This window comes from Agromyces sp. NPDC056389 (genome assembly GCF_042262385.1).
Lineage (GTDB): Bacteria > Actinomycetota > Actinomycetes > Actinomycetales > Microbacteriaceae > Agromyces.
The window spans coordinates 344550-364606 of sequence record NZ_JBHJPN010000002.1 but is presented as its reverse complement, the minus strand read 5'-3'; the positions used below and the strand labels follow the sequence as shown (position 1 = coordinate 364606).

Below are 20057 nucleotides of genomic sequence, written 5' to 3'. Positions count from 1 at the left end.
CCGCGGGGTGCCGGGCGTACGGTGACAGGATGCGAAAGCGGCTCACTGGCGTGATTGCGTTGGTTGGGGGTGCAGCGCTCCTTCTCTGCTGTGCTGCGTCATCCGTTGGTGGCGCGCCCGCGGCGCACGCCCAAGCCACCGGCCCCTTGCTGCTGGACGAGGACTTCACGGGCGCGACCGCGATCTCCGAGTTCACAGGGTACGGGACCGCGTGCCTGACTGGCGCCCCAGTCGTCGGTGGTCTCGGCGCGGCGGAGCATCCACTCACCGGGTGCCCAATGCAGGGCCCACCACCAGCCGGATTCGAGGGTCTCTTCCCCGTATCACCTCCACTCGGATCCGCCCCGAACGGGTACTTGCGCCTCACCGACGCCCTCCCCGATCAAGCCGGCGCGGTGCTCTACGACACTCCGATCCCAGCGACCGACGGGGTCGAGATCACCTTCGAACAGTGGCAGTACGGCGGATACTCCACGATCCCGCAGTTCGCGGATCAGACCGCTGACGGCATCGCCTTCTTCCTCGTCGATGCGACGGCCACGCTCGACGCACCGGGCGCATTCGGCGGAAGCCTCGGCTACGCCAAGAAACTCCCCGACGACAACCCCGCCAACGCGATGGTGCCCGGCGTGGCCGGCGGCTACCTCGGGTTCGGGTTCGACGTGCTCGGCAACTTCTACGGAGACTGGGAACAGCGAGGCGCAGGCTGTCCGCCCGACCAACTGTCCCCGGCCGGGTCCAGCTTCCTGATACCGGCGCCGGGCCAGAACATGGTGACCGTCCGAGGCCCCGTTGGCACCGACCAGACCCTCGGGTACTGCTTCCTCACCGCGACCGCTACTGGGCCGAATGCATCCACGTTGCCGGGCATGCTCCACGGCCCCACTACCGGCCCGGTCACCACCGACCCGGTGGCCGCTGTCGCAGCCCTGGAACCGTCACGGCGCACCGTGACGATGCTCCTCGAGCCGGAACCCGTGCACACCATCACCGTGTTCATCGACTTCCACGACGGCAGCGGTTCCCAGCAGGTCCTGTCCATGGAGGCTCCGACGCCCGTACCTCCAGCCGTCAAGTTCGGATTCGCCGCATCAACTGGCGCATTCACCGACGTTCACCTCATCCGCACCCTTCGAATGCAAGCCATCGACCCGGAACCCGCGCTGACCCTCACCAAAACGGTCGAACCGGTCGTGCCGGGGGACCTCGTCGAAGGATCCGAGCTCCGCTACAGCTTCGTCATCACGAATACCGGCGGAGGTACCGTCACCGACATCGTGATCGACGACCCGATGCTCGGACCGGTGGCCTGCCCCGAGACGTCCCTCGCCGAAGGCACCACCATGACGTGTACGGCCCTTTACACAGTCACTGAGAAAGATGTCACAGGGGGAGGGATAACGAACGTCGCAACGGTCACGGGCAACGGACGAGGCGGACCCGTTCCTCCTCAGAGCTCCACCGCGCAAATCTCTCTCGCTGCCCTTGCCCGAAGCGGCGTAGACAGTGGCGCCCTTGCGCCGCTGGTGGCGGTCGGTCTGCTCCTCATCGCCGTTGGAACAGGCGTGATCAGGCCGCGTCGGCGCATCACGAACGAACGTTCCTGATGCGCTGATGCCAGGTCGACCTGATGTCAGGTGAACAGCGACCCTTGAGTCGCCCCAGTTCTGGGTCGCCGTTGGCACAGCCCGTGCTCGAGACGCGGGGACGCCGGGCGAGGATGGTTCGCTAGCGACGGGTGAGCTGCAGCACCGGGATCCGGCGATCGGTCTTCTCGAGGTAGCCGCCGAACTGCGGTTCCTCGGCCGTGATCGCGCCGTACGCTTCCTGCCATTCGTCGCCTGCGATCTCGGTCGCCGTCACCGGCACCGTGACGATCTCGCCGTCGACGAGCGCTTCGATCTCGAATGACGGGTTCGCTCGCAGGTTGTGGTACCAGGCGGGATTCTCTGGTGAGCCGCCCTTCGACGCCACCACGCGCCATCCATGCTCGTTGCGGAAACCGACGACGGGATTCAGGCGGGTCTCGCCCGACTTCGCCCCGATCGAGTGCAGGATGATCAGCTTCGGACCCCAGAAGTTCTCGGTGCCCTTGCTGCTGCGGAACGTCTCTATGACATCGTCATTCCAACCCATGCAAGCGACAACACAGGTGGAGCCCGGAATCTTCCCTTCCTCAGCTCCGTCGATGCCGCTCTGTGTTCAGGCCCGTTCCCGACCGAAGAACTCGGCGATCCGCCGCTGCCACGCCACCAGCACGCGAGGCGGCCGGGCCGGGTGGTTCCCTCCGCTTCCGTGCGCACGTCGACCGGCGGTCGCGACCTGGGCGGTGCGACCGTGGCGGGTGTCGCCCTGGTGCCCGGCGTGCCGCATCGCATGAGCGGGAGCGCCGGGGATGCGGTGGGTCGCCTCGTGCAGTTCGTCGAGGAGTGTGTGCTTGTCGGTCATCGTCGTCGCTTCCCTTTCAGGCTTCGCTCGGTCGGAGAGACCGCGACTCTATCACTGATAGAGATGGTTCTCAATCGCTGATAGAGTGACCGCGGAGGTGGGCTCGTGGCGTTGAACAAGCGGCAGATCGTCACCGAGGCCGTCGCGCTGCTCGACGCCGACGGCTTGGACGGGGTGACGCTGCGCAAGCTCGCGGCGAGGCTCGGCGTTCAACAGCCGACCCTCTACTGGCACCTGCCCAACAAGGCGGCACTGATCACTGCGATCGCCGATGCCATCCTCGAACAGCAATTTCCCGAGCTGGTGCCGCCGAAGCCCGACGAGCAGTGGCAAGGCTGGCTGGTCGATCTGGCCGAGCGACTGCGCCGCGCGCTGCTGGCCCACCCCGACGGCGCGCGGATCATCTCGACCTCGCAGACGTCCCTGAGAATGGCGGCGATCTCCGAACTCGCGATCAGCACCCTCGTGGCTCGCGATGTCCGCTTGCGACAGGCCCGGCTCATCGTCTTGACCGTTGAGCATTTCACGGTGGGCCACGTCCTCGAGGAGCAGACGGGACCGCCCGCCGCGGCCGCTGATCAGGAGTTCGACATGGCGGCCTTCGCCGCGGCGTATCCGACGGTCGTCGCCGGCATCGCCGAGTACTACCGCGACGACCGGACGCCTGACGACCTCTTCCGCGATTGCCTGGGCGTGATCATCCGCGGCGCAGCGGCGACGGCCGGTCTCGCGTCCTGACGGCCGCGTCCGGCACTGGTGCAGCGCCGGCCCTCGTGTTTGACTGACCGAAGGCGTTCCATGGTGCTCATCGGAGAACTGGCGGTAGCGACATGTCGGAATCAGACACCCACCTTGATGACGGGCCGATCGTGGTGGGCATCGAGCCGGGCCTCCCGCCGCGGATCATCGAGACCGCCGAGCGCACCGCACGCGCGTTCGACTGCGAGGTCGTCTTCGCCTACGTCGAACTCAACAGCGCCCTCGTCGAGCTCGAGTACACGGAGCCGCGCACCCACGACTCGCTCGAGCCCGAGATCGACGAGGAGATGACGGGCGTCGCTGCCGCACTCAGCGACAGGCTCGCGGCGGCGCTCGCCAACAGCGATGTCGACTGGTCCTTCCGCGTGCTCGCAGGGGATCCGGCGAGTGCGCTGTCTCGATTGGCCGCCGATCTGGACTCGCGGATGCTCGTGGTCGGTACGAGGCGGCGCGGAGGCCTCCATCGCGTCGAGGAGTTCTTCGCCGGCTCAGTGGCGAAGGCGCTCGCGATGGGACAGGAGCGCCCAGTGCTGCTCGTGCCGTTGAATCGCTGACCACTCGCGCGGGCTACGCCGACTGCAGCGCCTTCGCCTTGAGCGCGTCGAACTCCGCCTGCGTGATCGCCCCGCTGTCGAGCAGCTGCTTGCCCTTCTCGATCTCCGCCGCAGCAGACGACGAGGAGGAACCGGCGACGCTCCGGATGTAGTCGGCGCTCGCCGCCTGCGACTCCGCCACCCTTGCCGCGTTGCGTTCGGCCATGCCGCGACCGCGCGCGATCAGGTAGATGAAGGCCGCGAGGAAGGGCACGAAGACGAGGAACAGCACCCAGAGCGCCTTCGCCCAGCCGTTCAGCGAGTGGTCCCTGAAGATGTCGACGATCACCGTGATGAAGACCCAGATGCACGCGATGACCACGTAGAACCAGAAGAGCCAGATGATGAAGTCCCAGAAACTGTTCATGGCGATGGCCTTTCGTCTCGTCGGACGCAGTTTCACTGCGACTGCCGCGAGAGTACGGCTTCCGTTTCAGGCGCACATCATTCGATTCGGATGATTCGTCTGCGCAGTCCCTCCATCGGCGCCGGCAGGCAGCGACACATCGAGGGATCAGCCCGTGCCGGCGTCTCGGCGGTCGCCGGACCTCGCGCCGAGCCATCCGCGCCGCCTGAACGCGAGGTAGACGACGAGGTCGAGGGCGAGCACCGCGACTCCCACTGCGACCCAGCCGTACTCCCACGTGATGAGTGGGAGGTTCTTGAAGTTCATGCCGTAGAGACCCGCGATGACGGTCGGGATCGCGAGCAGCGCCGCGAACGCCGAGATCGTGCGCATGTCCTGATTCTGGCGGGTGGCGACGTTGCTCTCGTGGCTGGAGACGACGGCGTCGAGTGCAGCATGCTCGGCCGACGCGAGACGCGCCGCACCCTCGGCAGCGAGCTCGAGATGCATGAGATACGGGCGCAGTGCGGGTTCGAGCGTGAAGATCGTCTCGAACTCCGCATTGCCTGCGCGAAGCGCGTCGGCGAGTCCCGACGCCGCCCGATCGATCCTGCCGATGCGATGTCGCAGACGGTAGATGCTCCGGTAGTCCTCGTGGATCCGACTGTCGAAGACCTCGGCCTCGACGGCGTCGAGATCCTCCTCGACTCCCGCGCACAGTTCGATGAAATCGTGAACAACGGCATCGAGGATGCGATAGACGGCCGAGAGCGGCGACGTCACCGGCAACAGCGGCTCGTCGGCCCCACCTGGCGCATCGAGCAGGGCGGAGATGTCCCGCATGCCGTGGTCGGGTCCGCATTGCACGACGAGGAGTGCTTTGTCGTGCAGGATCATGGCGATCTCGGTCTCGGCGCGGGTGGCGCCGTCGCCGCTCGGGTGGAGGTCCCAGATGGTCAGGGAGAGATGGCCGTCGAAGAGCTCGAACTTCGGATGCTGTCGCCCTCCGAGGAGATCGGCCACGACGAGGGGGTGCAGGCCGAATCGCCGGCGCACGTCGTCCAGCCCCTCCCTGCTGGGGTTCACGAGGATGACCGGTTGGAATGCCGGCGGCGTTCGTCCCGACGGGGATGGGCCCGCAGGGGCCTCGACGCTCACGCGCTGTTGCGACCGGCGATCATCCGGATGAGCCAGGCGATCACCGCGATCGCGAGGAGGACGAGTCCGACCCAGAGCAGGAAGTTCAGCGATTGCACGAAGCCGCCGGTGATCGCCAGGATCACGGCGACGATGACGACGATGATCAGCAGGATGTTCATGGGGTTCCCTTCGCCCGCCCCTGCGCTGGAGACGGCAGGGACCATGGTGTCGCAAGGTTAGATCGCCCTGCAGGACGACGTCGAGGGCTTGACATGCAGCCGATTCGAGGGGGTTGCCGCCGCTACCGCCGCGCGGCGTGCTCCCCGGCGGAATGTCAATCCCTATCCGGACGCCGCACCCGCGCGTAGCTTCGAAGTGTCGGCCCCGATGTCGTGGCCGGCCGGAACGAGGAGCACAACGATGAGAGACCCCTTCCCTACGGAGTCGAGCGCTGACGAGGAACTCGATCAGGCCGTCGATGCGGCGGAGCAGCACCAGCGGGCCGAAGAGGACGCCGACCCCGACGAGCACGTCGTCGTCCGCGACCTGGAGACGGGTCGCACGAGCGAGGAGCCGGCGCAGTGAGCTCCGTGATCGATGAACCGGCCCACGACGAACGTGCGTCGCGGGCGGACGGGCTTCCGCCGATCGGACTGTGGTGGCCCATGCTCGAGCGCCCGCTCCGACGAGAGGTGATGGAGAACCTCGACGCGCCGTTGCGGGCGGTCGTCGTGCGTCGCATCTTCGAACTGTGCGATCTCGACCCCGGTCGGGCGCCGCGCCTGGGGGTCCGGCTCGGAGAGAACGAGCGCGCCTACATCGCAGGCTGGATGCACTCGGTCGACTGGACCTGACCCGCGGTCGTGAGGATCACGAGTCGCTGCGTCGCGCGCGTCATCGCGACGTAGCGGTCGACCGCGCCCTCGATGCCGGTGCCGTACGACTCGGGGTCGATGAGCACGACGAGGTCGAACTCGAGCCCCTTCGCGAGTTCGGGCGTCAGCAAACTGACGCGCGCGGGCCGACCGGATGCATCCCTGCCCAGGTCGCCCGACTCGATGCCGTCGCCGGCGATCACGCAGGCGGTGCCCTCGGCGTGCTCGGAGAGCCAGGCGCCGAGGACCTCGTCGAGTTCGGCCACCGAGCCGTGCGCGACCGGCACTCCGCTGCTGCGCACCGACGTCGGCACGTTGGCGTCGGGAATCGCAGCCCTGATGACGGGCTCCGCCTCGGCCATGACCTCCTCGGGAGTCCGGTAGTTGATGGTGAGGTGCGCAAGGGTGACATGGTCGAGCCCGACGCGCGCGAGCCGTTCCTGCCACGACTCGGTGAATCCGTGCCTGGCCTGGGCACGATCTCCGACGATCGTGAGGCTCCGCGACGGGCAGCGGGCGAGCACCATCCGCCACTCGGCATCCGTCAGCTCCTGCGCCTCGTCGACGACGATGTGCGCGAACGGGCCGGCGAGTTCGTCGGCATCACGGCTCGGCAGCTCGGCCTCGTCGATCAACGAGTACTGCACGTCCTGCCCGCGGAGCATCGTCATGACGCCCTCCCCGTCGTCGTGCACCTGCGACTCGATCAGGTTGTCGATAACGCGCGACATCTCCTCCCGCTGGGCGGCCGCGACGGCCTCACGCCGCCGGCGGTCGCGGGATGCCTCCGGGTCGCCGATGCGCTGTCGTGCCGCGTCGAGGTACGGGAGATCGGCGACCGTCCAGGCGCGGGCGTCGGCGCGTTGCAGCACCTGCAACTCGTCGTCGGAGAGCCAGGGCGCGCACCGCCGCAGGTAGGCCGGCACCGCCCAGAGGTCGGCGATGACGCCGGCGGGGTCGAGCACTGGCCATGCGCGGTTGAAGGTCGTTCGCAGTTCGTGGCTGTCGGCGAGCGCGGCGCGGAGCTCCTCGGGCTCCACGTCGTCGTCGTGCCGATCGCTCAAGATGCCCAGCAGTTCCTCCCAGACCTGCAGACGCGCCTCGTTGTGCGGGGTGCCGGGCTCGGGCGCGTCGAACGCCTCGGCCCAATCGTCGGCATCGACCGACACATCGGCCCACGGCGTCTCGACCGTCATCCCGGCGCGAGGCGGCCGCTCGTAGTACCCGACCGCACGCTCGACGGCCTGCACGAGCTCGGCCGACGATTTCGCACGGGCGACTGCGGGGTCGCCTTCGCTCCCGGCAGCAGCCCCCTCCGGCACGAGGTCGCGGAGGGTGCACGTCGCCACGCCCTCCTCGCCGAGGCCCGGAAGGATGTCGGCGACGTAGTCGAGATAGGGCTGATGAGGCCCGATGAAGAGCACTCCGCCGCGCCGGTGCCCGAGCCGTGGATCGGAGTACAGCAGGTAGGCCGTGCGGTGCAGGGCGACGACCGTCTTGCCGGTGCCCGGTCCGCCGTCGACGACGAGCGCGCCGCGGGAGCCGGCACGGATGATGGCGTCCTGGTCGGCCTGGATGGTGCCGAGCACGTCCTGCATGCGAGCCGAGCGGGAGCTGCCGAGGCTCGCGATGAACGCGGACTGGTCATCGAGCGCGGCGTGCCCGGCGAGCGCTTCGGGGGTGAACACCTCATCCCAGTAGTCGGCGATGCGGCCACGGGTCCAGCGATACCTGCGGCGGCTCGTCAGGCCCATCGGGTCGCCGTGCGTCGCGCCGAAGAAGGGTTCGGCGGCGGGTGAGCGCCAGTCGAGGAGCAAACGGCGACCGTCGGGCCCGGTGAGGCCGAGGCGCCCGATGTAGACGGGCTCACCGCCGTCGGCGCCGACGATCCTGCCGAGGCACAGGTCGAGGCCGAAGCGGCGGAGCGTTCGCAGCCGCCCGCTCAGCCGGTGGATCTCGAGGTCGCGGTCGAGCGCCGCCTGGCCGGTCCCACCGGGCGATCTCAGCTCGACCGCGAGGCGGTCGGAGACCTCCGCGATGGAGAGCCGGAGCGCCTCCGCGATCGCGGCGAAGTGCTCTTCGTCACGCGCGATGAGCGCCGGGGCGGCTTTGGCGGCGAGGGTGTCGGGCAGGTCGAATACGCGCGAAATCAGTGCAGCTCCTCTGTGTCGCGAGCGGATGCCTCCGGCTCGGCCGACCAGTATGCGCCGCCGAGGGGGCCTTGCCGCAAGCCCCCCTCCCCGCGATATCCTGAGAGTGGAGAGCAGAGGTGCTCTCCACTTCTGTCTCACCAGCACGGTGCTTTCATCCGGAATGGGTGATGACCGCGACTCCGACCGGTCGTACGGTGTGGCTGCGTGCGGCACCCACGGCACGCGGATCGGAGTCCTCATGTGGTGGACGAAGAAGCGCTCACCGGCCGTGACGGCGCCACTCGAGCCGTCGGCGGCATCGGCCCCGCCCGAGGCGATCGTGGTGCGCGACGAGCACCGCAACGCATTCATCCTCATGGGCATCGGCGGCGGCGCGGTCGCGATCTTCGGCCTTGCGGCGATCTCGGGCATCTTCGCTCCGGTGTTCCTCGCCTTCGTGCTCACGATCTGCGTGCATCCGCTGCGACTCTGGCTCGAGGGCCGCGGCGTGCCCCGGGGCATCGCGACGGGCTCGGTGATCCTCGCGGTGACGCTGCTGCTCGTGGCCCTCGGCTACGCCATCCTCATCGCCATCGGTCAGTTCGGCACGCTGCTGGCCGACTTCAGCGATGAGATCGCGGCATTCGGTCAATCCGTCGCGACGTGGCTGAACTCGATCGGCATCGATTCCACCGAGGTGAGCGCGATGTCGGCCGACTTCGATCCGTCGGCGCTGATCGGATTCCTCGGCGGCATCGTCGGCGGCCTCACCGGGTGGGTGTCGGGCCTCGTGATCATCTTCACGATGCTGCTCCTCATGGCGATGGATGCGGCTTTCCTGCCGCACCTGCACCGGCAGCTGCAGCCGGTCCGTCCGCTCATCGTCACGGGATTCGTGAACTACGGCGACAACGTGCGCCGGTACATGGTCGTGACGACCGTGCTCGGGCTCGTGCAGGGCGTCATCAACTGGGTCGCGTTGCTCATCCTCCAGGTGCCCGGAGCGTTCATCTGGGGCCTGCTGGCATTCATCTGCTCGTTCATCCCGAACATCGGGTACTTCCTCGCGATCATCCCGCCGATCATCTTCGGCGCGCTCGTCGGCGGGTGGCCGACGGTGATCGCCGTCGTCATCGTCTATGGAGTCATCAACGCCGTCATCCAGTCGGTCATCCAGCCGCGTGTCGTCGGCAGGGCGGTGAGCCTCAGTCAGACCATCACGTTCTTCTCCGTGCTGTTCTGGGCGGTCGTGATCGGGCCGATCGGTGCGATCCTCGCCATCCCGCTCAGCCTGCTCGTGCGGCTCCTGCTCGTGGATGCGAACCCGTCGATGGCGTGGATACGGCCGATGCTCGGAGAACTCGACGAGACGAAGCAGATCATGGCGGAGTCCGATGCGGAATCCAAGGCGGCTCGACAGGAACGGAAGGCCGCGAAGGCGGCGAATCATCCCTTGTAGGTGATGCGGCAGGCGGCGCGCAGGGGTTGCCTGTCAGAGGAAGGCTGCGACCGACGAATCGAGGGAGGCGTCTCATGGACTACACCGACCGACTGCGACGGCTCGCGATCAACGACGAACGGCTCGCCGAGACGGAGGCCGAAGACGCCGCCGGCGGCTCGGGCCGGCTCGACCCCAAGTCGCTCGCCCTCGCCAGGATCGCCGCGCTCGTGTCGATCGGCGGGGCCGAGCCGTCGTTCGGGGCGCAGGTCGACGCGGCGATCAGCACCGGCACGACGCCGGCGCAGATCGTCGACGTGCTGGTCGGCGTCATCCCCATCGTCGGCCTTCCCCGGGTCGTCGCAGCCGCACCGAAGGTCGCACTGGCGCTCGGCCACGACCTCGAGATCGATGTCGACGAACTCGGGGCCGGCACGACCCGTTAGTGCGGCGCTCAGAGTCCCGAACCGAGCAGGCCGAGCTGGGTCGCCCGCTCCACCGCGTCGCTCCGGGCGGAGACGCCGAGCTTGCGGTAGATCGATCCGAGTTCGGAACTCACGGTGTTGCGTGAGACGAAGAGTCGCTCGCCGATCTCCCGGACCGAGAGGTGCGTCTGCAGGTACGGCAGCAGGCGCAGTTCCGCCGGGGTGAGCGGCGGGCCGCTGTCCTCGCCCTGCTGCTCGCTCATCGTCACGAGGCGCTGGAACTCGTCGACCTGATCGGCGAGCGCGCCGAGCTCCGGCCGACGGAGGCGGATGTCGTCGATCTCGCGCAGCAGGTGGTGCGCGGTCGCATGATCGGCCATGGCCCAGAAGACCTTGGCGAGCTGCAGCCGCGCGCGAACGGCGAGGTACGGGATCGCATCGGTGGAGGTGGGGCGTGCGCGCATCGCGCGGGTGAGCTCTCGGCGCACGGCGGGGAGGTCTCCGCGATGGAGCGCAAGACGTGCCGCCTGCGTGAATGCGAGCACTGCGGTCGCGTAGTCGTACATGTGTCGATCGTCGATCGCGTCGAGCGCCGCCGTCATGTGTGCCGCGGCCTCCTCCCACCGTCCGGCATCCATCGACAGCAGGGCGAGCTCGGCCGCGCAGACGACCAGGCCCTCGGCGTTCCCCGTCGCCGACGCGATCGTCGCGCTCTCACGGAGCGCCGTCACGGCACCCGGGATGTCGCCGACGAGCAGTCGGGCCTCACCCAGCAGCTGCAGCGCCTGGTCGCGCCACGGGCTCCAGCTCGGCTCCGCGGCGCACGCCAGCTCGGCGTCGGCCAGCGCCTGTTCCGGGCCCGCGGGGCACATCGCCGACCGCAGCATCGCCCTGGCGGAATCGAATGACGCCGAGCCGTCATCGGGCTCGCCGTCGTAGGAGCTGCGCTCGAGGGCCGACGCCCACCGCGCCGCCTCCGTCGCCTGCCCCGAGAGCGCCATCACCCAACCCGCGAGCACGGCGAGCGGAGGGTACGCCTCGATCGCCGGGTCGCCGATCGTCCGCATCCAGCGCTGCACCGTGGCGAGCTGTCCCGACTGGTAGCTCGCCAGCGCCGTCGCGGCGATCAGGCGGGCGGTCCGGGGGCGTTCGGCGGGCTGGTCGAGCAGGAGCTCGATCGCCATGGCCGTCGAGCCCTGCGCCTCGAACCAGGTCGCCGCACGGTTCCGGAGTTCCGGCACCGACTCCGGTTCGAGACGACGAAGCTCGCCGAGCAGGAACTCGCGGTAGAGCGCGTGGTAGCGGTACCAGCCCCGACTTCGATCGAGCGGCACGATGAAGACGTTCGACGCATCCAGCTCGCCGAGCACGAGCTGGGCGTCATGGCTCTCGAGGATCGCATCGCAGAGCGGAGCCGACAGGGTGTTGAGCACTGCAGTGCGCCGGAGGAACCGCTGGTGATGCTCCGGCAGGTTGACGAGGGATTCCCGGTACAGGTAATCGGCGACATAGCGGTCGTCGCCGGTGACGGTCGTGGGCGGTCGCTCTCCATCGCTCGCGATCGCGGCCGCGAGCACGACGCCGACGGGCCAGCCCTCGGTGCGTTCGACGAGCTCCCGCGCATCGTCGGACGAGAGCGGAACTCGCGTGTTCGCGAAGATCTTCTGAACGCCGGTCGCATCCAGCGCGAGGTCGCCTGCCGTGATCTCGAACGCATCCCCTTCAGCACGGGCGCGCGGCAGGTGCCATGGCTCGCCGCGGCTGGCCACGACGAGTTGCGAGCCGTTGGGGATACCGGCGAAGACCACGCTCAGCACGTCGCGGCAGGCGGGATCGCGCAGTTCCTGCAGGTCGTCGAGCATCAGCACGAACGGCGTCGGGGCGCGCCGCAGCGCGGCGGCGAGCAGTGGCGCCTCGCGGCCGAGCAGCGCGACACCGTGTCCGGTCATCTGGAGGGGCAGCCGTGCGGCGCCCGGCTCCACCCGTGCGAACGCTGCTGCGAGCAGTGTCAGCAGTGCGGCCGGATCGTCGTCGTATCGGTCGAGCGACACCCAGGCCACAGGCCGGTTCTCACGGCGGGTCCACTCGGCGAGCAGGCTCGACTTGCCGTAGCCGGCCGGTGCCGTGACCCCGATGAAACGGCGTCCGCTCGAGCGCGCGGCATCGATCTGCGCGGCGCGACTGACGTAACCCCGGTCCTGCGGCTCCGGGGCGGAAAGCTTCGCGTCGAGCAGCTGCTGATCGAGCTCGACGTCCGGCGTCTCCGCCGGCGGGGCATCACCGCGCACGGTCGAAGCATATTGACCGGCAGACCGCGCAACAACGCCCCGATGCGGGTGTGTCGGCATTGCGTTCAGGTGACGCCTCAGGCGACGGAAGGCCCGTTCGTCGCCGTTCGGCGACGATTCGAGCATTCATGCGATCTGAATGATGCCCCGCGCGCCGATCAGCGCCACGCTGTCGAGTGTTCAACCGAATCGCCGGCGACGCCTCGTCGACGGCGCCCGAGCAGGAGGGCAGACGACCATGAGCACTGCACCACAGCAGACCGGGTGGATCGGATGGATCGGCTTCGCGGCCATCATCCTCATCCTGAACGGTGCGTTCAGCGCCCTGCAGGCGTTCGTCGCACTGCTCGGCTCCAACACGTATTACACGGTCACCGAAGAGGGGCTCTTCCTCTTCGACATCACGGGCTGGGGGTGGTGGAACCTCATCATCGGCCTGCTGCTCGTGCTCACGGGCGTCGCCCTGCTCTCGGGTGCGACCTGGGCGCGGATCGTCGCGATCATCGTCGTCTCGCTGAGCGCACTCGGACAGCTGCTCCTGATCCCGGCGCAGCCCTGGTGGTCGATCATCGTCATCGGTGTCGACATCCTCGTCATCTACGCGATCACCGCCCACGGTCGGGAGCTCGCGCAGGCGAACGGGTAGTCGCCGCCGGGTCGAGGCTGCTGCAGGCACTGGGACCGGGGGGTCCAGTGCCTGCGGCCGTGTCGTCAGGCCCGCGCCGCGTCACCGATCGATGGAGACCGCCTCCACAGCACCCGACGGCGTCTCTCCGGCATGCGCCGCGGCATCCGTGCGATTCGGGCGGATCAGCACGATCGCGAGCACGCAGCCGATGACCATGGCGATCGAGGCGGCGACGAAGGCCGCCGAATAGCCGTTCACGAAGGCGTCGAGCCGGCTCGCGGTGTTCGTGACGTCGATCGCACCCGAGGCTGCCGCATACGCGGCGGTGAAGATCGAGAGGCCGAGCGACCCGCCGATCTGCATCGCGGCGTTCGCCGTGGCGCTTGCGGCACCTGCGTCATGCCCGGCGACACCGGCGAGGGCGAGGTTCTGCATGGGCACGAAGAGCAGGGACATGCCGATGGCGAGCAGCACGAGCCCCGGAAGCACCTGCGTGAAGTAGTTGCCGCCGACCGTGATGAAGCTCATCAGGAAGAGTCCGGCCGCTGCGAACAGCGGGCCGGTGATCATGAGCGGGCGTGCGCCGAAGCGAGTCAGGAGCTTCGTGGCGATCGGCGCGACGAGCGCGATCACGATCGGGAGCGGAAGGCTCGCGAGCCCGGCCGTCAGCGGCGAGAAGCCGAGCACGATCTGCAGGTGGAACGTCAGGTAGACGGTGGCGCCGATCATGACGCTGCCGGCGATCGCCTGCAGCAGGAACGCGCCGCCGCGCACCTTGTCGAGCACGATGCGCAGGGGAAGCAGCGGCTGGGCGACACGCGATTCGATCCACACGAACAGGGCGAGCAGCACGACGCCGGCCGCGATGAAGCCGAGGGTGTCGAGCGCGACCCAGCTGTGCTCGGCGAGCGTGAAGCCGTAGACGAGCGAGCCGAGACCGAGCGCCACAGTGATGACCCCGAGCCAGTCGTAGCGGTTGTCGCCTTCGGCCTTGCTCTCGGTGACGAGCAGCAGGCCGGCGATGATGGTGACGATCACGATCGGCACGTTGACGAGCAGGCACCAGCGCCAGTCGACGAACTCGGTGAGCACGCCGCCCAGCAGGAGGCCGACGCCGGCGCCGGCACCCGCGACCGACCCGAAGACGGCGAACGCCGTGTTGCGCTCGCGTCCGCCGGGGAAGGTGACGGTGAGCAGCGCGAGTGCAGCGGGAGCCATCATCGCCGCGAACACGCCCTGCAGGCCGCGGGCGAGGATCAGCTCGCCGCCCGTCTGGGCGATGCCGCCGATGATCGAGGCGACGCCGAAGCCCACCATGCCCACGATGAATGTGCGCTTGCGGCCCCAGTAGTCGGCGATACGGCCGCCGAACAGCAGCAGGGCCCCGAAGGCGAGTGCGTACGCCGTGACGACCCACTGGCGCTCGACGTCGGTGAGACCGAGAGCGCGTTGCGCCTCGGGCAGCGCGATGTTGACGATGGTGCCGTCGAGCACGACGACCAGCTGCGTCAGCGCGAGGATCCCGAGGACCCACCAGCGCCGGGACGTGGTTTTGGACATGGGCGTAGCCCGCCTTTCGAATGAGAACGCGTGAATGCCGGGGTTTCCAGCCCGGATCGTTGCGCCCTCCGGCGGCTCGACCACGCCAACATCGGAGTTGGCCAGAGGATCACCGTAACAAACGAGACTGGGAATTCGGGCACGTCGGCGAGCTTCCGATGACTGGGGCGCGACGGCCCGGCGTCGTAGGCTGAGCGGATGCAGCACATGCAGAGCACGACCGAGGGGTTCGGCGTCGCCGTCGCGCAGTTCGTGCCGAATGCCGACGCTGCCGCCAACCTCGGAGAGATCGAACGGCTCGCCGCGCTCGCCGCATCACGAGGCGCTCGGCTCGTGGTCTTTCCCGAGTACTCGAGCTATTTCACGCCCGAGCCCGGCGAAGACTGGCTCACTGCGGCCGAGCCCGTCGACGGCGCATTCACGGCCCACCTCGCCGGGGTCGCCGACCGACTCGGCGTGCACCTCGTCGCCGGCATGATCGAACGCCTCGATCGCGCGGGCGACGACCCCGCCGACCGACGCGTCGCGAACACGGTGGTCGCGGTCGCACCGGGCGAGGGCATCGTCGCCAGCTACCGCAAGCTGCACCTCTACGACGCGTTCGGGCAGCAGGAGTCGGCCTGGGTGGCGCCGGGGGCGATCGAGGAGCCCGAGACGTTCGAGGCCGGAGGCATCCGCTTCGGTCTGCAGACCTGCTACGACGCGAGGTTCCCCGAAGTCACGCGCCGCATCGTCGATGCCGGCGCCGACGTCGTGTGCATGCCGGCCGAATGGGTGCGCGGCCCGCTGAAGGAGGCGCACTGGCGGGTGCTCACGACCGCGCGGGCGCTCGAGAACACGATCTACGTCGCCGCGGCCGACCAGGCGCCGCCGATCGGCGCGGGCAACAGCATGATCGTCGACCCGATGGGCGTCGAGCTCGCCACGATCGGCGAGACGACGGATGTCGCGGTCGCCTGGATCTCGAAGGCGCGCATCGACGCCGTGCGCCGGGTGAACCCCGCACTCGCGGTGCGGCGGTTCACCGTCACCTCGCGCTGAGCCCGGAGAGCCGGGCGGAAGCCTCCTCGAGCACGTCGCGTCGCTTGCAGAACGCGAACCGCACGAGGCTCGAGTAGGCGCCCTGGCGATCGGGGTGCACGAACGCCGTGACCGGCACGCCGACGACGCCCGCAAGGCCGGGCAGGGCGCGGCACAGCTCGGCGCCGTCGGTGTAGCCGAGGGGCGCGGCATCCGCGATGACGAAGTAGCCGGCCTGCGGGAGCGAGAGCGTGAAGCCGGCGGCCTCGAGACCCGTGGCGAGCAGGTCTCGCTTGGCCGCGAGGGTTGCCGCGGCATCCGAGAAGAAGGCGTCGGGCAGGCCGAGCCCGGTCGCGATGGCGGGCTGGAACGGGGCGCCGTTGACATAGGTCAGGTACTGCTTGACCGCGAGCACGGCGGTCACGAGCGGCGCAGGCGCGGTGAGCCAGCCGACCTTCCATCCCGTGGTCGAGAAGGTCTTGCCGCCCGACGAGATCGAGATCGTGCGCTCACGGGCACCGGGCAGGGTCGCGACGGGGATGTGCGCCGCGCCGAACACGAGGTGCTCGTAGACTTCGTCGGTGACGATCAGCGCATCGTGCCGTTCGGCGAGTTCGACGACGAGCGCGAGCGTCTCGGCGTCGAGGACCGCACCCGTCGGGTTGTGCGGCGAATTCACGAGGATCACGCGGGTGCGGTCGGTCACGGCCGCGCGCAGCTCGTCGTGATCCGGCTGCCAGCCGGAGCCGGACGCCCGCTCGCCCGACCCGTCGCGCGCCCAGCGCAGGGGCACGGTGCGGTGCACCCCGCCGGCGCGGGCGATGATCGCGGCGTACGCGTCGTAGTACGGCTCGAAGGTCACGACCTCATCGCCGGCGTCGACGAACGCGAGCAGCGTGGCCGCAAGCGCCTCCGTCGCGCCGGCCGTCACGAGCACTTCGGATGCCGCGTCGAGCTCGATGCCGTACCACCGGCGCTGGTGGGCGGCGATCGCCTCGCGCAGCACCGGCATGCCGATGCCGGGCGGGTACTGGTTCACCCCGTCGGCGATCGCCCGCCGCGCCGCCTCGAGCACCTCGGCCGGGCCGTCTTCGTCGGGGAATCCCTGCCCGAGGTTGATCGCGCCGGTGCGGGCGGCGAGCGCGCTCATCTCGGCGAAGATCGTCGGGGCGATCGAGCCGTCGGCGGCAAGGAGGCCGGCGCCGGCCGCGGTTCGTTGCCACGGCGCGAGGCCCGACGCGGGAGAGAAGTCGCTCACACTCACACCGTACGCGAGGGGTCGCGCCGTCCGGGGCGACGATCGCTCCCGTTCTCACCGAATTCGAGGGTGCTGCCGATACGCTGGCGCAGGCAGCGCAGCCCCCGGCACGGCATTCGGAGAAATCCCGGCGCGGGGATAGCAGAGTCATAGACTCCGCCGGTCGGGCACACAGCTTGCTTCGGGATGCTGGCATCGCTTGGAAGGAGCACACCATGACCGACACCACGAACGGAGCCGCGGGGGAGCCCCGCGAGGACGACATCGTTCCGACGCCCGCGGCCGCCGAGAGCGCTGCGCCCGTCACCCCAGAGACTTCCGCCGCAGCGAACGAGACCGCGGCGCCGATCGAGGCCCCGGCCCCCGAGGCCGGCCCGACGGATGTCGCGGCGCCCGCCGCACCCGAGACCCCGGCCGCACCCGCTGCGCCTGCCGCACCCGCAGCCCCTGTCGCTGCACCGGCAGCACCGGTCGCCGCGCCTGCAGCACCGGCCGCCCCCGCCGCGACCGGCACCGTGTACGAGCCCGGGCAGGAGCCCCAGCCGTACAGCGCACCCCAGTACACGAAGCAGCCGGTCCAGCCCGTCGCCGCGGCATCCGCTGCCCCCGCGCAGCCCGGCCAGGTGCCGCCGGCCTTCGGCGGCCCGGCTGCACCGCAGAACCAGACGCAGCCGACCGTGCCGCTCACCGGCCTTCCGGCCGAGGCCGCAGCGCCCGCTGCGCCCAAGCAGCGCCGCGTCGGGCTCGGCGTCGCCGCCGCGATCGTCGCCGCCGCCCTCATCGGCGGTGCGTCGGGCGCGGGCATCACCGCCCTGCTCACGAACGACAACGGCACGCCCACGAGCGATGCCGCGAACTCCGCGCAGAACATCGTCGTCAACGACACCGACTCGGTGAACCAGATCACCGCCGTGGCCGCCAAGGCGAGCCCGAGCGTGGTCACCATCTCGGTCTCGGGCGGCCAGTCCGGCGGCACCGGCTCGGGCATCATCCTCTCCGAGGACGGCTACGTGCTGACGAACACCCACGTCGTGACGCTCGACGGCGCGACCGGCGACCCGACCATCCAGGTCAAGACGAACGACGGCCACCTCTACACGGCCGAGCTCGTCGGCACCGACCCGCTCTCCGACCTCGCGGTCATCAAGCTGGTCGACGCCTCGGGCCTGACACCGCTCGAGTTCGCCGACTCCGACAGGCTCAACGTCGGCGACACCGCGATCGCGATCGGCGCTCCGCTCGGCCTCTCGGGCACCGTCACGAACGGCATCGTCAGCGCGCTCAACCGCTCGATCGACGTGGCCTCCTCGGCCGCGCCGTCGACGCCCGACGACTCGCAGAGCGATCAGGGCGACCAGGGCGGCGAGGGCGACGGCTCCGACAGCCCGTTCGACTTCTTCTTCGATCTGCCCGACCCCGAGGGCGGCGAGACGCAGCAGCAGCCGAGCGCTTCGGCTGGTCAGGTCTCGCTTCCGGTCATCCAGACGGATGCCGCGATCAACCCGGGCAACTCCGGTGGCGCGCTCGTCGACTCCGACGGCAAGCTCATCGGCGTGAACGTCGCGATCCTCTCCACGGGCAGCTCCGCCCAGGGCGAGACCGCCGGCAACATCGGCGTCGGCTTCGCCGTGCCGTCGAACCTCGCCAAGCGCATCGCCGACGAGATCATCGAGAGCGGCTCGGCAACGCACGGCCTGCTCGGTGCCACCGTGACGTCGGCCGAGGCCGACGGTTCGAGCGACACCGTCGGCGCGCTGATCGCCGAGACGCCCGATGGAGGCGCGGCTGCCGCCGCAGGCCTGCAGAAGGGCGATGTCGTCACCGAGTTCAACGGCGTGCCGATCACCGACCAGACCGACCTCACGGCCCAGGTCCGCGCACTCCCCGGGGGTGCGAAGGCCGAGCTGACCTTCACTCGCGACGGCTCGTCGCAGACGGTCACCGTGACCCTCGGCACGTTCGAGGGCTGATCGACCGACCGACCGACCGGCGGGTCCGGGTCCGAAGGGACCCGGGCCCGCCGTCGTGCGCCAGCGGTCGCCCGAAGTCGCTGCTGCTAGGCTCGATCGACCCGAGCGACGAGTGAGGAACATGCCCGAGAACCACCCTGAAGCGATGCCCGCATCGCTCCTCGGCGTCTCCTATGTCATGCCGGTGCTGAACGATGCGACCCACGTTCGAGCTGCCGTCGAGTCGATCCTCGCGCAGGACTACACGGGGCCCGTCGAGGTGCTCATCGCACTCGGCCCGTCGATCGACGGCACGAACGAGCTGGTCGCCGACCTCGCGGCCCGCGACCGACGGGTGCGCGTGCTCGAGAACGAGGTCGGCTCGACGCCGGCCGGGCTCAACATCGGCATCCGCGCGGCGCAGTACCCCGTCGTCGTGCGCGTCGACTCGCATTCGATGCTGCCGGCCGACTACGCCCGCATCGCGGTCGACGAACTCGAGCGCACCGGAGCCGACAACGTCGGCGGCATCATGGACGCGCGTGGCGAGACCCCCTTCGAGCGTGCCGTCGCCCTCGCCTACACGACCAAGGTCGGACTCGGCGGCTCCGCGTTCCACGTGGGCGGCTCGGCCGGCCCCGCGGACACCGTGTACCTCGGGGTGTTCCGCCGCGAAGCCCTCCTGCGCGTCGGACTCTTCGACGAGACCATCAAGCGCGGCCAGGACTGGGAGCTGAACCGGCGCCTGCGGGAGACCGGCGGCGTCGTCTGGTTCACCCCGCGGCTCGGCGTCACCTACCGACCGCGCTCATCGCTCGATCGACTCGCTCGGCAGATGTTCTCCACCGGGCTCTGGCGCGGTGAACTCGCACGTCGGTTCCCGTCGGCGAACGGCATCCGCTACTTCGTGCCGCCCGTCATGGTGCTCGGCGTCGCGCTCGGTCTCCTCGTCGGCATCGCCGGCCTCGTGCAGGCGGCGCTCGGCGCTGCGCCGTGGCTGCTGCTCGGCTTCATCGTCCCGGTCGTCTACCTGCTCTTCGTGGTCGCGGCCACGCTCGCGTATGCGAGCGGGCGCGGCGCACGCACCGCGGCCTGGTTTCTCGTAGTGTTGCCCTGCATACACGTCTCGTGGGGGGTGGGCTTCGTGCTCGGATACCTCTCGCTGACGAGCAACATCGCCAGGCACACGGGAAGGTGA

General features: G+C 69.5%; 20 protein-coding genes. 11 read left to right on the top strand and 9 right to left on the bottom strand.

Features of this window, described 5'->3' with window-relative positions:
- Positions 1 to 356: 356 nt before the first annotated feature.
- Complete coding sequence (locus ACFCVM_RS14660) at positions 357 to 1607, top strand: hypothetical protein (RefSeq protein ID WP_375837256.1); 1251 nt, start codon at positions 357 to 359, stop codon at positions 1605 to 1607.
- Between the two features lie 121 nt (positions 1608 to 1728).
- Here the strand turns inward: ACFCVM_RS14660 and ACFCVM_RS14655 are convergent, their stop codons facing one another.
- Together ACFCVM_RS14655 and ACFCVM_RS14650 are read right to left on the bottom strand one after the other, a co-directional pair.
- Positions 1729 to 2136, bottom strand: a complete 408-nt coding sequence (locus ACFCVM_RS14655) for a nitroreductase/quinone reductase family protein (RefSeq protein ID WP_375837255.1) — start codon at positions 2134 to 2136, stop codon at positions 1729 to 1731.
- 66 nt (positions 2137 to 2202) lie between these two features.
- The gene (locus tag ACFCVM_RS14650) at positions 2203 to 2448 is read right to left on the bottom strand and encodes a hypothetical protein (protein ID WP_375837254.1); all 246 of its coding nucleotides are present in this window, start codon (positions 2446 to 2448) and stop codon (positions 2203 to 2205) included.
- A gap of 111 nt (positions 2449 to 2559) precedes the next feature.
- Between ACFCVM_RS14650 and ACFCVM_RS14645 the strand changes: the two genes are divergently transcribed.
- Complete coding sequence (locus ACFCVM_RS14645) at positions 2560 to 3186, top strand: TetR/AcrR family transcriptional regulator C-terminal domain-containing protein (protein WP_375837638.1); 627 nt, start codon at positions 2560 to 2562, stop codon at positions 3184 to 3186.
- A 92-nt stretch (positions 3187 to 3278) separates the two neighbouring features.
- Positions 3279 to 3761 carry a universal stress protein gene (locus ACFCVM_RS14640; RefSeq protein ID WP_375837253.1) on the top strand — a complete coding sequence of 161 codons (483 nt, stop codon included), beginning with the start codon at positions 3279 to 3281 and terminating at the stop codon, positions 3759 to 3761.
- Between the two features lie 13 nt (positions 3762 to 3774).
- Here the strand turns inward: ACFCVM_RS14640 and ACFCVM_RS14635 are convergent, their stop codons facing one another.
- The 3 genes from ACFCVM_RS14635 to ACFCVM_RS14625 form a co-directional block, all read right to left on the bottom strand.
- Positions 3775 to 4167 (bottom strand): SHOCT domain-containing protein, encoded by a 393-nt coding sequence (locus tag ACFCVM_RS14635; protein ID WP_375837252.1) that lies wholly within the window; start codon positions 4165 to 4167, stop codon positions 3775 to 3777.
- Between the two features lie 147 nt (positions 4168 to 4314).
- Entirely contained in the window at positions 4315 to 5232 is a 918-nt protein-coding gene (locus tag ACFCVM_RS14630; protein WP_375837250.1) for a CorA family divalent cation transporter, read from the bottom strand.
- 68 nt (positions 5233 to 5300) lie between these two features.
- On the bottom strand, positions 5301 to 5465 hold the full coding sequence (locus ACFCVM_RS14625) for a hypothetical protein (protein WP_375837249.1): 165 nt from the start codon (positions 5463 to 5465) through the stop codon (positions 5301 to 5303).
- 241 nt (positions 5466 to 5706) lie between these two features.
- On the opposite strand from ACFCVM_RS14625, the gene ACFCVM_RS14620 reads away from it, so the two are divergent.
- Together ACFCVM_RS14620 and ACFCVM_RS14615 are read left to right on the top strand one after the other, a co-directional pair.
- A complete protein-coding gene (locus tag ACFCVM_RS14620) occupies positions 5707 to 5871 on the top strand; it encodes a hypothetical protein (protein ID WP_375837248.1) in 165 nt (54 codons plus the stop codon).
- Positions 5868 to 6140, top strand: a complete 273-nt coding sequence (locus tag ACFCVM_RS14615) for a hypothetical protein (protein ID WP_375837247.1) — start codon at positions 5868 to 5870, stop codon at positions 6138 to 6140. The genes ACFCVM_RS14620 and ACFCVM_RS14615 overlap by 4 nt, the downstream gene beginning before the upstream one ends.
- Here the strand turns inward: ACFCVM_RS14615 and helR are convergent.
- Complete coding sequence (helR, locus tag ACFCVM_RS14610; RefSeq protein WP_375837637.1) at positions 6101 to 8311, bottom strand: RNA polymerase recycling motor ATPase HelR; 2211 nt, start codon at positions 8309 to 8311, stop codon at positions 6101 to 6103. The two genes, ACFCVM_RS14615 and helR, sit on opposite strands and share 40 nt — an antisense overlap.
- Before the next feature lie 163 nt (positions 8312 to 8474).
- Between helR and ACFCVM_RS14605 the strand changes: the two genes are divergently transcribed.
- Together ACFCVM_RS14605 and ACFCVM_RS14600 are read left to right on the top strand one after the other, a co-directional pair.
- Positions 8475 to 9752, top strand: a complete 1278-nt coding sequence (locus tag ACFCVM_RS14605) for an AI-2E family transporter (RefSeq protein ID WP_375837246.1) — start codon at positions 8475 to 8477, stop codon at positions 9750 to 9752.
- A gap of 74 nt (positions 9753 to 9826) precedes the next feature.
- Positions 9827 to 10177, top strand: a complete 351-nt coding sequence (locus ACFCVM_RS14600; RefSeq protein ID WP_375837245.1) for a carboxymuconolactone decarboxylase family protein — start codon at positions 9827 to 9829, stop codon at positions 10175 to 10177.
- Positions 10178 to 10185: 8 nt separating this feature from the next.
- On the opposite strand, the gene ACFCVM_RS14595 is transcribed toward ACFCVM_RS14600, so the two are convergent.
- Complete coding sequence (locus ACFCVM_RS14595; RefSeq protein WP_375837244.1) at positions 10186 to 12444, bottom strand: LuxR C-terminal-related transcriptional regulator; 2259 nt, start codon at positions 12442 to 12444, stop codon at positions 10186 to 10188.
- Positions 12445 to 12682: 238 nt separating this feature from the next.
- Between ACFCVM_RS14595 and ACFCVM_RS14590 the strand changes: the two genes are divergently transcribed.
- Positions 12683 to 13090 carry a hypothetical protein gene (locus ACFCVM_RS14590; RefSeq protein WP_375837243.1) on the top strand — a complete coding sequence of 136 codons (408 nt, stop codon included), beginning with the start codon at positions 12683 to 12685 and terminating at the stop codon, positions 13088 to 13090.
- Positions 13091 to 13171: 81 nt separating this feature from the next.
- Here the strand turns inward: ACFCVM_RS14590 and ACFCVM_RS14585 are convergent, their stop codons facing one another.
- Positions 13172 to 14632 carry an MFS transporter gene (locus ACFCVM_RS14585; protein ID WP_375837242.1) on the bottom strand — a complete coding sequence of 487 codons (1461 nt, stop codon included), beginning with the start codon at positions 14630 to 14632 and terminating at the stop codon, positions 13172 to 13174.
- Positions 14633 to 14830: 198 nt separating this feature from the next.
- On the opposite strand from ACFCVM_RS14585, the gene ACFCVM_RS14580 reads away from it, so the two are divergent.
- Positions 14831 to 15673: a carbon-nitrogen hydrolase family protein gene (locus tag ACFCVM_RS14580; protein ID WP_375837241.1), complete on the top strand. Its 843-nt coding sequence runs from the start codon at positions 14831 to 14833 to the stop codon at positions 15671 to 15673.
- On the opposite strand, the gene ACFCVM_RS14575 is transcribed toward ACFCVM_RS14580, so the two are convergent.
- Positions 15660 to 16910 (bottom strand): aminotransferase class I/II-fold pyridoxal phosphate-dependent enzyme, encoded by a 1251-nt coding sequence (locus tag ACFCVM_RS14575; RefSeq protein ID WP_375837240.1) that lies wholly within the window; start codon positions 16908 to 16910, stop codon positions 15660 to 15662. The two genes, ACFCVM_RS14580 and ACFCVM_RS14575, sit on opposite strands and share 14 nt — an antisense overlap.
- A 215-nt stretch (positions 16911 to 17125) precedes the next feature.
- On the opposite strand from ACFCVM_RS14575, the gene ACFCVM_RS14570 reads away from it, so the two are divergent.
- Both ACFCVM_RS14570 and ACFCVM_RS14565 read left to right on the top strand, forming a co-directional pair.
- On the top strand, positions 17126 to 18880 hold the full coding sequence (locus ACFCVM_RS14570; protein ID WP_375837239.1) for a S1C family serine protease: 1755 nt from the start codon (positions 17126 to 17128) through the stop codon (positions 18878 to 18880).
- Between the two features lie 145 nt (positions 18881 to 19025).
- Positions 19026 to 20057 carry a glycosyltransferase family 2 protein gene (locus ACFCVM_RS14565; RefSeq protein ID WP_375837238.1) on the top strand — a complete coding sequence of 344 codons (1032 nt, stop codon included), beginning with the start codon at positions 19026 to 19028 and terminating at the stop codon, positions 20055 to 20057.